12 protein-coding genes are annotated in these 14,697 nt (G+C 67.9%); 5 read left to right on the forward strand and 7 right to left on the reverse strand.

Annotation, left to right across the window (positions count from 1 at the left end):
* Nucleotides 1–131: 131 nt before the first annotated feature.
* Nucleotides 132–338 carry a DUF3499 family protein gene (locus MIC448_RS07385; protein ID WP_036297937.1) on the reverse strand — a complete coding sequence of 69 codons (207 nt, stop codon included), beginning with the start codon at nt 336–338 and terminating at the stop codon, nt 132–134.
* Nucleotides 339–479: 141 nt separating this feature from the next.
* Here MIC448_RS07385 and MIC448_RS07390 point away from each other — a divergent pair, with 141 nt between their 5' ends.
* Nucleotides 480–926, forward strand: a complete 447-nt coding sequence (locus MIC448_RS07390) for a metallopeptidase family protein (RefSeq protein WP_232711641.1) — start codon at nt 480–482, stop codon at nt 924–926.
* 68 nt (nt 927–994) lie between these two features.
* Here MIC448_RS07390 and MIC448_RS07395 read toward each other — a convergent pair whose 3' ends face one another.
* The 4 genes from MIC448_RS07395 to manA form a co-directional block, all read right to left on the reverse strand.
* The gene (locus MIC448_RS07395) at nt 995–2,398 is read right to left on the reverse strand and encodes a DUF5719 family protein (protein WP_051513321.1); all 1,404 of its coding nucleotides are present in this window, start codon (nt 2,396–2,398) and stop codon (nt 995–997) included.
* Entirely contained in the window at nt 2,395–5,544 is a 3,150-nt protein-coding gene (locus tag MIC448_RS07400) for a glycosyltransferase (RefSeq protein WP_243419921.1), read from the reverse strand. The genes MIC448_RS07395 and MIC448_RS07400 overlap by 4 nt, the downstream gene beginning before the upstream one ends.
* Before the next feature lie 57 nt (nt 5,545–5,601).
* A complete protein-coding gene (locus tag MIC448_RS07405; protein ID WP_081766244.1) occupies nt 5,602–5,922 on the reverse strand; it encodes a WhiB family transcriptional regulator in 321 nt (106 codons plus the stop codon).
* Between the two features lie 160 nt (nt 5,923–6,082).
* Nucleotides 6,083–7,255 carry a mannose-6-phosphate isomerase, class I gene (gene manA / locus MIC448_RS07410; RefSeq protein WP_036297941.1) on the reverse strand — a complete coding sequence of 391 codons (1,173 nt, stop codon included), beginning with the start codon at nt 7,253–7,255 and terminating at the stop codon, nt 6,083–6,085.
* A 197-nt stretch (nt 7,256–7,452) separates the two neighbouring features.
* Between manA and MIC448_RS07415 the strand changes: the two genes are divergently transcribed.
* From MIC448_RS07415 to MIC448_RS07430, 4 genes are read left to right on the forward strand one after another with little or no spacing between them, the layout of a single operon-like run.
* Nucleotides 7,453–8,856, forward strand: a complete 1,404-nt coding sequence (locus tag MIC448_RS07415) for an O-antigen ligase (RefSeq protein WP_036297943.1) — start codon at nt 7,453–7,455, stop codon at nt 8,854–8,856.
* A complete protein-coding gene (locus tag MIC448_RS07420) occupies nt 8,853–10,196 on the forward strand; it encodes an O-antigen ligase (RefSeq protein WP_243419922.1) in 1,344 nt (447 codons plus the stop codon). The genes MIC448_RS07415 and MIC448_RS07420 overlap by 4 nt, the downstream gene beginning before the upstream one ends.
* Before the next feature lie 53 nt (nt 10,197–10,249).
* The gene (locus MIC448_RS07425; RefSeq protein WP_036297946.1) at nt 10,250–12,160 is read left to right on the forward strand and encodes a glycosyltransferase; all 1,911 of its coding nucleotides are present in this window, start codon (nt 10,250–10,252) and stop codon (nt 12,158–12,160) included.
* Nucleotides 12,157–13,140 carry a glycosyltransferase family 2 protein gene (locus MIC448_RS07430; protein ID WP_051513325.1) on the forward strand — a complete coding sequence of 328 codons (984 nt, stop codon included), beginning with the start codon at nt 12,157–12,159 and terminating at the stop codon, nt 13,138–13,140. Before MIC448_RS07425 ends, MIC448_RS07430 begins: the two co-directional genes overlap by 4 nt.
* A gap of 81 nt (nt 13,141–13,221) precedes the next feature.
* Here MIC448_RS07430 and MIC448_RS07435 read toward each other — a convergent pair whose 3' ends face one another.
* A complete protein-coding gene (locus MIC448_RS07435; protein WP_051513328.1) occupies nt 13,222–14,106 on the reverse strand; it encodes a CAP domain-containing protein in 885 nt (294 codons plus the stop codon).
* 195 nt (nt 14,107–14,301) lie between these two features.
* Nucleotides 14,302–14,697 (reverse strand): sugar ABC transporter (locus MIC448_RS07440; protein WP_036297968.1); only part of this gene is annotated, 396 nt, incomplete at its 5' end.

Consider the following 14,697-nt stretch of genomic DNA (forward strand, 5'->3'; position numbering starts at 1 on the left):
GGATGACCACCGACATCCGAACCCCGAAAATGGCCCGGAATCACACCAAAGGAAGGCGAAATGATGAGAGTTTTCACATTTACAACGAGCACGGGGTGTTCGACGACTCCTGACGCGAACGATGCCCGAGCTCAGGCGCGGAGTGTCTCGTGACGGACGACGACCCAGCCCTTGGGCACCGACATCCGCTCGGTGTGGATCGCGCACAGGTCATGCGCGTGCGGGTCGTCGGCAGCGCCGAGGGGTCCCAGAGCAGCCATCTGGTCGCCGTAGTCGTAGGTCAGCGTCGAGATGGCCTCGCGGGCGCAGCCTACTTTCGAGCAGAGTCTTCCATGCATCGAGGTCAGCGTAGTCGTGCGATCGGCGGCCCCGGCCGCGGCGCGCGGTGCCGGTTCAGACCTGCGCCCCGATGCGCGGTGCGGATGCCTGTTCCCCAGCCGACGAGGATTCACACCCGGGCATCGGCCTAAGATCGAGGCATGATCGCTCGGCGAGGAAAGTCCGCGCGCGGCGGCGATCCCGGGCCCCGCCCGGATCGCCATGGACGGCACGGCCGGCAGGGCCGGAGCCCCGTCGTCCGCCCCCCGATCGGACCACTCGACACCCGGTTCGAGCGCTTCGACATCGCGGTCGGGGCGGCATCCGATTTTCTCCGCTCCGCGTGGCCCGAACTGCGCGACGTCGAATTCCACATCGGTCATATGCCCGCCGAGCCGCACGAAGACGGGATCCCGCGCTGGAGCATCGATCGCGAAGCGCGGCGGATCGTGCTCTTCCGCATCCCCATCGAACGTCTGGTCCGAACCCATCGGGACGACGAACTCCACCGGCGCATGATGATCGAGGGCAACGTCTTCCGAGCCGCCGCCGAGTACCTCGATCGCGATCCGTGGGACCTGGGTCCCGAACGCTTCCGCTACTTCTGACGCGCCGGCTCATGCGTCGCATCGTCCGGCGCCCACTCTCACGGGACCGAGCCTCACAGGACCCACTCTCACGGAACGACGACGACCGCTGCCGACGCTTGCGCGGACGCGGCCACGGGGTAACCGGCCAGAGCAGTTGCTCCGGCGTAGCCGACGGACGCGAAGACGGTTCCGGATGCTTCGATACGCCACACGCCGGGAGTGACATTCACCGTCTGCGAAACACCCGCCGGAATCGTTAGCTCGACAGGTGCGCCGCCGCTCAGGGGGGTGAGCGTGACCTGTACCGACTCGGCGTCGGCCGCAACACGGAGCGCCGGCGATGTGTCGCCGGGTGCCTGCGCAACCGCGACGTGCGAGGGTTCGTCCAGTGCCGGGGACGCGGCGATCCAGGCATTGTCCCGCACGCCATCCGCGGCGGTCGCACTCCACCCCGCCGCGACGACGGGAGAAGAAGCCTCGACCTCGACCGTGTAGGTGCCGGCGGTGAGACCGGGAAGATCGAGCTCGAGCGGCACCCCCGCGGTCAGGGGAACATCGACCGGTGTGCTGGCGGGCTGCGCGGCGCCCACGGCGTACACACGGATCGTCGCGGTGACGTCCTGGGTCGGTGCGAGCACACGTACCGAAGCGGTGGCGACGTTGCTCGCGGCTCCCTCGCCGGGTGCCGGCGTGACCAGACCGACGATGACCTGGCGTTCGGCGGGTGCGGAGGTCGGCCCGGTGACATCCAGCCCGACGGGCTGGAGTGTCTGCGTCCGGCTCGACTGAAGGCTCGCGACGACCGCCGCCCCCTGCGCCTGCACGCGCACAACGGGCGCGAGTTCTCCGAGTGCCAGACCCGCGAGGGGCACCACGGCCTGAGATCCCGCCGCGATCACGATGTCTCGTCCACCCGGAGGGGTGAGCGCCCCACCCGACGCGTAGACGGTGAGCTGCACCGTCGCAGGCACGTCTCCGGGATTGGCGAGGACAACGAGGTCCGCGGATCCCGTCGTCGTCGCGCCGCCGACCAGCCAAGACTCGAACTGGGGGGCGGTGCACGCGGCGGCCGCGAACCCGAGCAGGTCCTCGTCCGCGACGGACGCGGATTGGGCCGCCGCCACGGTCGCCGGCACGTCACCGGTGGGATCGAGTCGCAAGACGCGCGGACCCTCGCCCACGGGGGCGGCCAACACGTCCTCCTGCGGGGTCCCGTCCGGCGATCCGGACACCACGGCCGCATCGCCGGCGATGGTGACATCGCCCGCGGCTCCGACCGTCCGACCCGTCGCGAGCAGCGGACCCGGGCACACGGCCACGGTCTGCGACGGCGTGGGTGTGTCGACAATGCGAAGAGCTTCCCGCGCGAGGCCCGGCAGATTCGCTCCGACCGCCGCAATCACGATGGCGACGATCACGACCGCGACCAACGCCCCGATGAGCACCCGCGTCCCCGTCGTCAAAGCGCGCAGCCAGCCCGTCGCCCTCATGCTCGGTCCTCCTCGTTCGAGGGACGCGCCGCATCGTCGGTCGGCGATTCATCCTGAACGGGCCGATCGTTCGGTCGCCCGTCCTCTGACTCGAGATGTTCGGCTTCGGCGCGTTGGGTCGTGGCGGGCTCGGCCTGCTCAGGCGCGGCGGGGTCGGGCACGGCCTGCCCTGGCACGGCCTGCTCCGGCGCTGCCTGCGCGTGTGAGGTCTGCACGGGCGCGGGTTGCACCGCATCCCGCGTGGTCTTCGGGCGCGCGCGCGGCTGACGCCCCGGGCGCACGACCGGCATTCCCACCAGACGCGAACGGGACCGGGCAGCGCGGCGCGACGCCGCGGTCGGGAAGGCGAGCAGCAGGGCGATGAGGACGATGATCGCCTGGCCGCCGGCGATGGTCCGCTGGATGGCGATGTCTGCCCGACTGAGCGGCGCTCGCGGCGCGATGTCGATGTCGTCCGTGACCCGCCAGAGCTTCCCCCGCACGGTGTCGCCGACGGCTTCCAGTCCGGCGCGAGCATCCAGGGAAGCGATGGCCTGAAGCGAGAGGGCATCGGATGCCTCGGTCCCCGCACCATCCCCCAGCAGAACGAAGCCGATGCCCTCGGCGGCGAGTTCGCCGGCCGCATCGACGACACTCGGCGACACCAGTTCGGCGGACAACGCGGCGAGGGCTTCCGCCGACGCCGTGGGCTCTGTCGCGGTGCTGAGCTGGGTCGTCTGACCGCCGAGGGTCTCGCTCGCACCCCAGACGACGCGTGCCGAAACGGCTCCATCGGCGAGGGGTGTGAGGACCAGGGTGCCGAGATCCGGGTCGTCCCGGCCGACCGCTGCCACGAACGCGGGCAGAGTGGACGATCGACCGTTCTGCAGCGCGGCGCGATCCTGGATCGTCGCAGACAGTGCGGGCAGCGACAGCACGACAACACCGGCGACGGCGACCACAACCGCCCAGGGCCGGAGGGCTCCGATCGGTCGCGCAAGCGGGGTGTCCGCCGTGACGACCGCCGCACCCGCGACTCCGAGCCAGGCGAGGCTCAAGGCACTTCCGGGCCAGAGCGCCACGGGCGTACCCGCTGCGAACTGCACCACGAAACCCGCGGCGAAGAAGGCGGATGCGAGTCCCAGCACAGCGACAGCGACGAGCGTTGCTCCGACCGGCCAACGCGGAGTGCTGAGCGACACCAGCGCGAGCACGGCCAGCGGCACCAGCGGAAGCGCGAGCCACCACGCGGCAGCAACATCGCCGGCGCCGGCCGTGCTCAGCCACGTCGTCCAGCCGGCGAGGTCCGGTGTCGGGAATCCGCTGGCGAGCAAGGCACGACCTGCGACATCCGCCGCGGCCTGAGGCGCCGCCCACACCAACCCCGGGTCGGCCAAGAGCCCCCATGGGTCACCGCCGCGAATACCCCGGAACCAGATCAGCGGAGCGAACAGTGCGAGCGCCGGTACCGGCAGCCAGACGACGCGCGCCGCGCCCCGTCCCGCTGTCACCAGCGCGGCGAGCCAGAGAACGGCCAGCGCGGGGGCGAGCGAGGGCGCACAGGCAACGACGGCGGCCAGCAGCAACGACGCAACGCCCGCGGAGCCCCATGATCGACGCGCCATCGCACCCGCATAAAAAAGCCAGGGAAGGAGCAGATGCACCAGTACCGCGGCGGGACGCCCCTGCATCAGGGACGTCAAGAACGTCGGCGCCAGGGCCCAGAGGATAGCGGCGGCGATGCGTAGCCCGGAGCGCCCGGTCAATCGCGTCGCGGCGAACCATCCGCCGAGCGCCGCCAGCGGGAGGGCCAGGATCCAGAGAACAACAAGGGCCGTAGACGGGTTCCACGGGGTGATGCTGCCCAAAATCGCTACCACTGCCGCGAAGGGGTCTGCCGGTCCGACAACGTTCAGGCCCAGTTCCCGCCGGCCGTACACGGCATCGCTCCAGAGACCCTGAAGGGTCGACGAGAGCGGAAGCAGGCCCCCGCCCTCGACGCTGCTCCAGGCGAGCAGCGGGAAGAAGGCGATCGCACCGACCACCAGGGCTGCGAGCACCGTCCAGGCGCCACCACCCGTGAAGAATCTGAGTTCGGTGCGGACATCGGCTTCGGTGGCCATGTCATCCGGATCATCGAACCGCCGCGACAATTCTGATCGCGTCACGCGCAGCGGAGCCAGTTGCGACCAGGGCACGCGGATGCCGGTGGCCCGTGCCGCCGCTCGAATCCGTCCCCGCGCCCGCGCCACGGCACCCACCCGCGCCCAGGCCAGCGCGCTCGCCCGCCACTCGCCGAGAACGGAGCCGGGCGACTTGCGAATCAGGTGCAGGATAGTCCGCGCCGCCGCGAGCGGCAGGATGCTCAGCCAGATCAGCGGAACGAGTCCGGGCAACGCGTAGACGAGTCGGCGATGCAGCTGGGCCGTCCGCGCCATGAACTCTCGCTGACGGGTGCGGCGGCCGTCGCGCGGAGCGGGCAAGCCCGCAACGCCGTCACCCGCGACCGCAACGCGCGCCGCTGGAACCAGAGCGACCCGACCGCCGATGAAGCGACTCCGGATGCCGAGATCGAGACCTTCGTCAGCCCCCTCGAGACCGGAGTCGATGCCACCGAGCAAGTCCCAGACAGCGCGGCGCACCAGCAGACCGCGCACGTCGGCACCGAGCGCGTCCTCGGCCCCATCGTGCTGGCCCTGATCGAGCCGACCATCGACGAGGCCCACGCTGCGCCCGTAGCGGGTCATCGAAACACCGAGCGAGACGATCGCATCCGGAGCGTCCCAGGCCACGAGCTTTGGCGCTGCTGCGGCCACCGACGGCTGGACTTCGAGCGATCCCGCCAACAGGCGCAGGGCGTCGGAGTCGGGAGCCGTATCTTGGGCAAGCAGCCAGACGGCATCCGCGTCCGCGAGCCGCACGCTCGCCATCCGGACGGCGCCCGCGTATCCCGTGTTGCGCGGGGCCTCGATGACCGCTTCCGCCCCGGCCGAAGTCGCCAGTTCGGTCAGGCGAGCGGGTACACGACCGCAGACGACCAAGGTCAGGGCATCCGGGCGACGAGCGCCCGCGCTCAAGGCCTCGAGGGTCCGTTCGAGGTGACGAAAAACCTGGTCGTCCGCGCCGTCGACGCGCACGACCAGAAGAGCATGAACACGGGCTGGCATGACTCCGTCAGCCTAGGCGCGCTCTGCCGCACCCAGCGGGTGAACGCGCCGCGCGCGTCAGACCGCCCGGCGCTTCAGCTTGCGGCGCTCGCGCTCCGAGAGGCCTCCCCAGATACCGAAGCGCTCGTCGTTCGCGAGTGCGTAGTCGAGGCACTGCCCCCGCACCTCGCATGTCGTGCAGACACGCTTGGCGTCACGCGTGGACCCGCCCTTCTCCGGGAAGAAGGCCTCCGGATCCGTCTGCGAGCACAGCGCATCGGTCTGCCACGACAAGGGATCTTCGTCCTCGACAGGCCGTCGAACTCCCGGAACCCCCAAATTAACCGGGTCGACGAACCAGTTGTCGGGAACGCCGGAACGATATTCCGTGCCCGCCATTTCGTCTCCCACCTCTTAGTCCCCCCACACACGCAATTGCGTAGGACTAATTACACCGTTGTCATTCGCTCCAGGTCAAGCGCGGCATCGTAAACCCTCAATCCGGAGATGAAGCTTCACGACGCGCCGAGTCCCCCCTCAGGTTGTCCCAAAGAACTGCTCAGCGGCCGGGCTGCGCGAAAAAGACGTCGCCCGTCCCTCCGACCCGCACCGAACCTTCGTCGGGGGTAATGAGACATGCGACGCCCGGTGTCAGCGCGAGCGAACCTCCGACGCCGTGAAGACGGGGTCGCCCGCGTGTTGCGACGGCGATCGCCGGACCGACGAGCTGAAGGACTGTTTCTGGATCTGTGGCGGCTTCTCTCGTCACGCGTGTGAGCGAGAAGTCCGGCACGGGCGGCGCGAAAATCTCGACGCCGGGCGTCGCCGCTTCCGGCGCGAGTAGTTCGACACGGCCGGGACGGGTGTCGAGCACGCTCAACAGCTCCGGAACATCGACGTGTTTGGGCGTCAGCCCGCCACGCAGCACGTTGTCGCTTGCGGCCATGATCTCGACGCCGAGGCCGCGAAGGTAGGCGTGCGGCACCCCTGCCGGAACGAAGAGAGCTTCGCCTTCGACCAGCACGATGCGGTTCATCAGCAGCGCGACGACAACACCCGGATCACCGGGATAAGCCCCTTCTATCCGTTCGAGCGCCGCCAGATCGTCTGCGAACCGCGAGTCTCCCCGCGACTGCGCCGCGGCGATCAGCGCGGCCGCTCCCCCGACCTTGCCCGCCAACAACGCGCCGACGAACGACGCGATCGCGGAGCTCGGGTCGCCGCTGAGGAGACCAGCGCGCAACCGCGCGAGATCCGGATCATCGACGCCCAAGGTATCCAGGAGCTCGACGAGCTCGTCCGCGGGCCGAAACCCGGCGAGCGCTTCGAAGTCCCCGTCGATCGCGACGATGACCTCGGGCTTGTGGTTGGCGTCCCGATAATTGCGGTGCGGGGCATCCTGCGGCACACCCGACGCCTGCTCTCGGTCGTAGCCGACGCGCGCCTGGTCCAGCGTGGGGTGCGCCTGAATCGACAGGGGCGCGGCCGCCGCCAGCAGCTTGAGGAGAAATGGAAGCGGACCGGTGATGCCCCGCTCCTCGCCCTCGTCCGCGATCCATACGTCGAGCGTCCTCCCGGTGCCGTCTTCGACGATCGCGGGAGCGCCCGGGTGATCGCCGAACCACACCTCGGCCTCCGGCCTCGTGGACGCCGGACGCCCCTGAAGGCGCGCTATCGCGTCGCGAGAGCCCCAGTCATAGTTGCGTGGGACATTCGAGAGCGGTACGAGCATGCGAACAGCCTAAATCGCGTGTGCCTCCGTCACCGCTCGGCCCCACGAGAGGACTTCAGCGCGAGAAGAGGATGCCCCGAGCCCAGGAGTCCTCCCGCCGCGCCGAACTCCTCCCGCCGCGCGTACTCCACAGACCGCCCGCACCTCCCACGCGGCACCCGGGAAGGGCCACCCGATGCGGGTACCCTGATTGCACCATGGCCGTCCACACGCGACACCCCGTTGGCGCCCCTCCCTCGGCGCCCATCCGCGAATCCACGGGGCACCTGCTGTTGCGCGGCTACACGATCTTCGTCCTGTTCGTCGCACTCGCGACGACATTCTGGTTCAACCTGCTCGGCGCCGTCGGACTCGTGATCCTCGTATGCGCCACGACTCTCGTGAGCGGTGTCCTCTGGGCCGCGCTGCGACCCGTGATCGCGTGGCGGCAGCTGCCGTGGCTGCCGCTTGCGTACGTCGCATGGGCAGCGGCATCCGTTATCTGGTCGACGTGGCGCGACGCGACCGTTCTCACGTGGGTGCTGCTCGCGGCGACCACCGTCCAGGGCCTCTTCATCGCGAGCGTGCTGACCTGGCGCGAGCTGGTGCGCGCGATCGCCTCCGCGCTCAAGTGGGTCATGGCCCTGTCGATCCTGTTCGAGCTGTGGGTCTCGCTCATCGTGCAGCATCCGATCCTGCCGAACTTCCTGCTCTGGGACGGCGACATGGTCACCGAACTGGACTGGTCGCGCAACAACTTGTTCGACGGCGGGCGCATCCAGGGCATCGTCGGCAACGCGCACCTGCTCGCGACCGCGGCCCTACTGGCGATCATCGTCTTCGCGATTCGCATCGCCTCGGGCGCGCCACGCAAGGCTCTCCTGTACGGATGGATCGCGCTTTCGGCGTTTCTCCTGTGGCGCTCGAGCTCGGCAAGCGTGTGGCTCGCGGTCGTCGCCGTCGCGCTGGTTCTGGTGACGGCGCTCCTCATGCGGACGACCCGTAGACCGGGCGAGCGCACCAAGTTCTACGTCGCGTATGCCGCCGTCGGACTGGGTGGCGTTCTCGCGGCCTGGTTCGGGCGAGACGCGATCCTCGAGCTGCTCGGTCGGGGCGGCGACCTCACGGGCCGCACGGGCATCTGGGAGGCCGTGTGGGCCCGAGTCGTCGAGCATCCGGTGCTGGGTTGGGGCTTCTCCACGCCGTGGCTGCCCTGGGTGCCCGAGATCGACGGTTGGATCGTCGTGAACGATCTGACCGTTTTCCACGCGCACAACATGTGGCTCGATGCCCTCTTCCAGGTCGGTGCCATCGGCCTGGCTCTGCTCGCGCTGACCTACGTGGCCCTCATCTGGCGGGCGTGGTTCTTCGCGATCGACCGTCCGCGCTGGGATCTGACGGCAGACCGGCCTTACCAGGCGCTCACGCTGCTGCCGACGCTCGTCATGACCGTGCTGCTCGTGCAGGGCCTCGCAGAATCACGTCCGCTCTCCGAGTGGGGCTGGCTGTTCGTCGTCATGCTGTCGCACAAGATCGGGCAATCGCCGCTTGTCGGCGAGGGCCCGGCCGAGCGTCGACTCGCGATGGAGCGCGGCGAGCAGGTCGAGCGGACGACGCGGTGACGAACCCCGCGCGGATGCCGCGGCATCCGTTGCTCGAGTGGACCTGGGACGCGCTCGATTCCGCCGCGTTCGCGCGGGCGTTCACCCTCGCCGTTTTCGGGACGGTGGCTCTCTCGTTCGCGATCCAGAGGACCGCGGGGGTGGTGACCTACTCCACGGTCATCGCGGGGCTGTGTGCCGTCGGTCTCGCAGTCCTGCTGCGTCGCCGATCCGAACTCACCCTCGTGCGCCTCGTGCCGACCACCCTCGTGCTCTTCTTCGTGTGGCTCGCGGCGACCGCCGTGTGGAGCACAGAACCACCCCGAACGCTGGTCGGATGGCTCGTGCTCGCGGGACCCGCGTTCCTCGCCATCGTGATCGGACACGTCCGCGACACCCTGCAGACGGTGCGAGCCCTCGGCGACACGCTGCGCGCTCTGCTCGCCCTCTCGCTGGCGCTCGAAATCCTCTCGGGCATCCTCCTCGACCTGCCGATCAGATTTTTGGGGATCCAGGGGAACATCGTCCTCGGGGGTCCGGTCCAAGGCATCTTCGGCACACGCAACATGCTCGGCTTCGTCGCGGTGATCGCGCTCATCACGTTCGTCATCGAGTGGCGTACCCGGTCCATCCCCCGCGGTCTCGCGATCTTCTCCCTCGTCCTCGGCGGATTGCTCGCACTGCTTTCCGCATCACCAACGGTCTTCGTCCTCGCGCTCGCGGTCGCCGTCGCGACGGGCGCGCTGGCGCTCGTGCGGCACGCGCCGCCCGAGCAACGACGAAGCCTGCAGATCTCACTCCTGTCGCTCGTCGTTGTGGGCGGTGTGTTCGCGTACTTCTTCCGTCGCCCGATCATCGCGATCCTGAATGCGGGCTCCGACTTCGCCACGAGAGCCGAGCTCTGGGACACGATCCTGAACATCTACGTGCGATACCGCCCGATCCAGGGTTGGGGGTGGGTCGGCGCCTGGCCGACGGAGGAATTCCCCTACACATCGATCAACATCATCACGGACGAGGCGCACGCGACCGCTCTGAACGCGTACTTCGACGTGCTCTTGCAGACCGGATGGGTCGGGCTGCTGCTGTTCGCCGGGATGTGCGCCCTCGCCCTCGTCCGCTCATGGCTCGTGGCGAGCAAGCGGCGCTCCGTCCTCTACGCCTGGACACCGCTGGTCTTGATCACGCTGCTCGTTGATTCGATGTTCGAGAGCTTCACGCTCGGCGGATTCGGGTGGCTCCTGCTCGTGGTGTGCGTCGTGCGCGCCGGGCTGAGCAGGTCGTGGCGGGAGGGCATCCGTCCCGTGCCAACGAGCGGCTCCCCGGCGCTCCCCCAGCAACCCCGGGATGGCGCAGGGTAGGCTTCACTGTCGGCTCGACGCCTGCGCGCCCGCCCACTCCCGGAGAATCGCTCGTGACCCACGTCCTGCAAAACGTCGTCTTTCCCCTCGATCGCGACCCGGATCTGCTGCCGCTCTACGCCGACCCGGAAACGTGGTCGGTCGTTGACGAGCAGCCCGTACGCGTGTCGAGCGTCGCGCACCTCGGCAACATCCTCGACCGCCGACGCGCCCGCATCGTCGCCGGTCGCCGCGTCTCTCTCGGCACCTACTTCAACGCTTTCCCCGCCTCGTACTGGCAGCACTGGACCGCTGTCCGAGACGTGCGTTTGACCGTCCGCACGACGGGTCGCGCGACCCTGCTGGTCTACCGTTCGAACGGCGAAGGCGCCCGGCAGCGCCTCGATACTCGCGAGGTCGACAGAGAGGCGACGTCATCCTTCGACGTGCGCCTCGACCAATACAGTGACGGCGGCTGGATCTGGTTCGACATCGTTGCGGACGATTCCCACGCGACTCTCGAGGGCGCGGAGTGGACGACCGAACAGGAGCCGGTCCGTCAGGGCGGCGCCACACTCGGGATCACGACGTACAACAAGCCGGATTACTGCATCGCCACGTTGCAAGCACTGTCCGGGGCGCCCGAGGCTCTCGATGTCATAGATCGAATCCTGGTCATCGATCAGGGCACACAACGCGTGCAGGACGAGGGCGGCTACGAAACGGTGGCCGCCGCGCTCGATGACAAGCTCCGCCTCATCCTCCAGCCGAACCTCGGCGGTTCGGGGGGCTTCGCGCGGGCGATGTCCGAGACCCTCGAAGCGGGAGAAAGCGACTTCGTCCAACTATTGGATGACGACGTACAGATTGAGCCGGAATCGATCCGTCGCTCGGTCGTCTTCGGCCGGTACGCGAGCGTTCCCACCATCGTCGGTGCACACATGTTCGATCTCCTCGATCGACCGAAGCTCCACGCGTGGGCAGAAGTCGTCGACGAGACCCCTTTCATGTGGCGGACTCTCAATCAAGAGCGAATGCCCCACGACTTCAGCGTCGCCAACCTGCGACAGAGCCCCCAATTGCACGCGCGCCTCGATGCCGATTACAACGGCTGGTGGATGTGCCTGATCCCGGTCGAGACGATCAGGGCCGTCGGGCTCTCCCTCCCCGCATTCATCAAGTGGGACGACGCCGAGTACTGCCTACGCGCGGGACGGGCCGGCTTCCCGACCGTCTCGGTGCCGGGAATCGCTCTGTGGCACGTGTCGTGGCTCGGCAAGGACGATTCGATCGACTGGCAGGCGTACTTCCACGCGCGGAACCGGATCGTTGCCGCGCTTCTGCATTCCGGGCAGCCGGAGGGCGGCACTCTGTTGCGCCACAGTCGACGCGTCGACCTCAAGCACCTCATGATGATGCAGTACTACCCGGTGACGCTCCGCCACCGGGCACTGCGGGACATCCTGTTGGGACCGGCTCATATGCGAGCCGGACTTGCGACTGCCATGCCCGCCGCGCGGGCGCTGGCCGCGGACTTTCCCGAGACGGTCGTACACCGGGATTCGGGCGTGCCGATGCGTGCACGACGAGGCCGCCAGGTCTTCGGCAGGAAACGAAAGCACGAGTTCGACAGTCCGACGGGCCTGCGCCTGCGCTGGTTCACGGCGAAGACGATCGCGTCGCACGTGCTCCACAGCCCGCGACCCGAGAACGTCGCTCAGCCCGAGGTCGAATTCGCCAAGGGTGACGCGCACTGGTGGCGCGTCCCGCTGTTCGACAGCGCGCTCGTGAGTGCTGCGGATGGATCGGGCAAGAACGTTTATACGCGCGACCGCGCGCAGTATCGCCGGCTCCTGAAGGACAGCATCCTGCTTCACCGCAGGCTGCGCCGGGGATGGGCGGATCTGGCCGCACAGTACCGGGCCAGCGCCGACGAACTCAGTTCGCACGACGCATGGAAGCGCACCTTCGAGGGACAATCATGACGACGACGAGTCCTCAGCACGCGGGACGGGAGCATGCCCTGTTCGACCCCGCCTCCGCGACCATCGCGATCGTGACCTACAACCGCTCGGCGCTACTGGCGAAGCTGCTTGCCTCAATCGTGCGCATGGACCCGCACCCGGGCCACGTGGTCATCGTCGACAACGCATCCGTGGATGACACCGAAGAGGTCGTCGAATCCTTCCGCGAACAGATCCCCGCGACCATCGTCTACCGCCGACTCGAGACGAACACCGGCGGATCCGGCGGGTTCAGCGAGGGCATGCGCGTCGCGTACGAGCTCGGGTCGACGTGGATGTGGCTCATGGACGACGACGTCGAGGTCCTGCCCGACGGCCTCGCCCGGATGGGCGCCTGGGCGCCGCGGTTCAAGAGCATCCAGGGTCGCCGCTACGACTACGACGGCAGCGAGTTCTACTGGCAATACCGACTCTCGATCCCGCTCGGCATTCCGATCCCCTTCGCACCGGCGGGGTTCGACGAGGCCCGCTATCGCGAGATGAACTCCGGATGCTTCGAGGGCATGTTCATCCACCGCGACATCGTGCAGAAGGTCGGTCTGCCCGACCCGCGCTTCTTCATCTACTGGGACGACTCGGTTTACGGATGGCTCGCCTCACGCCACACAACGGCGGTGATCGTCGACGAGTTCGTCCTGCGGCGGACGCGCGAGATCCGGCAGTGGGACATGGGGGTGCGTCACCTGAACGCCTCGAGCAACGCGTACCGGTACTACATCATGAGAAACCGCGGGCACATGCGGCACTACTTCCGAACCCAGGGCGCGCTTCGTCCCCTCCGCTTCGCGATGGGAACATTCCTGACGTTCGCGAAAGAATTGATCCGTCTGGTCTTCGTAGAGCGTACGGTCCGCGGCACGAGCAACCTCTGGCGCGGGCTCCGCGACGGGCGGCGGATCGCACGAGACAAGACCTGGCAAGCGATGCCCCCGCTCGCGTGATGGTGAACAAGCGCGTCGCACGCAGCGGTGCGCTGCCCGCGAAATGAAAGTCGACCCCCAGGGCTCGGCACCCGCGCCGACTCAGCGCGGCGGTGCGCCCGCTGCAGGAACCCGGAACACGTTCGACTCATAGACCCAGGTCGAAGGCCACCTCTGGCGGACATACTCGGTTTCGCTGGGGCTCGCGGTATAGAAGTGATGCAAGACCGTCGGACCCCAGAAGCGCGCAACCGGTACAGTCTGTGCCACCGTCGAGTCTGTCGGATAGACGTAGTAGGCCACGCCCTCGTACGCCCAAACGTCCGGCCAACTCCGAATCACATGGTCCCGCTCGCCGCTGTCTGCCGTATAGAAATGACCGGTATACCGCGCGCTCCAGAACCTGTACAACGGAACGGTACCGGGAACCTGACTCGTGAACGCGGTGTACGCCGGTCCCTCGTAGTTCCACACATCGGGCCACCGAGTTCGGATCATATCCCGCTCGAGCTCGCTCGCGGTGTAGAAATGACCCCGATACGCGGGACTGTAGAAGCGAAAGATCGGTACCCCGGCGGGCGTACTTGCTGTGCTCGGGTAGCTCGCGAAGTTCTGCGTATAGTACGGGCGTCCGCTCGTCGAGACTGCGTAGCCGATCCCGAGATGAGTAGCATCTGCCCGGAGGATGTTCGCTCGATGCCCCTCCGAATTCATCCACGCGTCGACGACGGACTCCACGGACTGGCCGGCAGCGACGTTTTCGGAGGCGGCGGTCCACCCGGTCGGGTAGCGCGTCTGATAGCCCGTGCAGTGCGCCATCACGTTGTTGGCAGCCTGCGTCTGGGAACACGACTGCGCGACGCCATCCAGGCCGACGTGAGCCGATACCGGAGATAGCCCCGCCGCGGACCGCGCTTCGTTGGTCGCCGCCAAAATGTACCCGCGCGCCGAATCCTCATCGAATACGGCTCCCGCGCGCGTGAGCATCGGGTCCGCGGTAGAAGAGGAAGGAAAGGCGTGGGCTTGCTGCGGAAAACTGAGCGCGCAGATCACCAAGACCGTCACGCCGAGTGTGGATAGTTTGCCACCGAGCACGAAAACCTCACAGAGATACCCCGTCGCTCCCCAGCTGAACGGATGCTACGGCATCCCGTCGTGAGCGCCGAATCGGGGCGTAATCAGCTACGGGCCGTTGTGGTCGGCGTTGTACTGGTCGAGGACCTGATCGATCGGGCCGTCCAGTACCAGTCGGTGCTTGTCGAGATACAGGCCGCGCGTGCAGAAGCGGCGCAGGTCCCGCTCGTTGTGCGATACGAAGAACAGTGTCCGTCCCTCGGCGAGCAGCTCGTCGATCCGCTTGTAGCACTTCTCTTTGAACGCCTTGTCGCCGACCGCAAGCACCTCGTCGACGAGCAGAATCGGCTCCTCGAGCTGAGAGACGACCGCGAACGCCAGACGCACCTTCATGCCGCTCGACAAGTGCTTGTACGGAGTGTCGACGGAGTCGTGCAGTTCCGCGAAGTCGATGATGCCGTCGAAGCGGCGGGCGACCTCGGCCCGGGACATCCCGTGCAGTCC

The organism is Microbacterium sp. C448, assembly GCF_000582705.2.
Lineage (GTDB): Bacteria > Actinomycetota > Actinomycetes > Actinomycetales > Microbacteriaceae > Microbacterium > Microbacterium lacus_A.

Excerpts from the sequence above, each read along its gene's own strand:
- MIC448_RS07430 (WP_051513325.1), top strand. The coding sequence starts at position 12,157 with ATGACGACGACGAGTCCTCAGCACGCGGGACGGGAGCATGCCCTGTTC.
- MIC448_RS07385 (WP_036297937.1), bottom strand. The coding sequence starts at position 338 with ATGCATGGAAGACTCTGCTCGAAAGTAGGCTGCGCCCGCGAGGCCATC.
- MIC448_RS07405 (WP_081766244.1), bottom strand. The coding sequence starts at position 5,922 with ATGGCGGGCACGGAATATCGTTCCGGCGTTCCCGACAACTGGTTCGTC.
- MIC448_RS07390 (WP_232711641.1), top strand. The coding sequence starts at position 480 with ATGATCGCTCGGCGAGGAAAGTCCGCGCGCGGCGGCGATCCCGGGCCC.
- MIC448_RS07395 (WP_051513321.1), bottom strand. The coding sequence starts at position 2,398 with ATGAGGGCGACGGGCTGGCTGCGCGCTTTGACGACGGGGACGCGGGTG.
- MIC448_RS07400 (WP_243419921.1), bottom strand. The coding sequence starts at position 5,544 with ATGCCAGCCCGTGTTCATGCTCTTCTGGTCGTGCGCGTCGACGGCGCG.
- MIC448_RS07415 (WP_036297943.1), top strand. The coding sequence starts at position 7,453 with ATGGCCGTCCACACGCGACACCCCGTTGGCGCCCCTCCCTCGGCGCCC.
- manA (WP_036297941.1), bottom strand. The coding sequence starts at position 7,255 with ATGCTCGTACCGCTCTCGAATGTCCCACGCAACTATGACTGGGGCTCT.
- MIC448_RS07435 (WP_051513328.1), bottom strand. The coding sequence starts at position 14,106 with ATGCTCACGCGCGCGGGAGCCGTATTCGATGAGGATTCGGCGCGCGGG.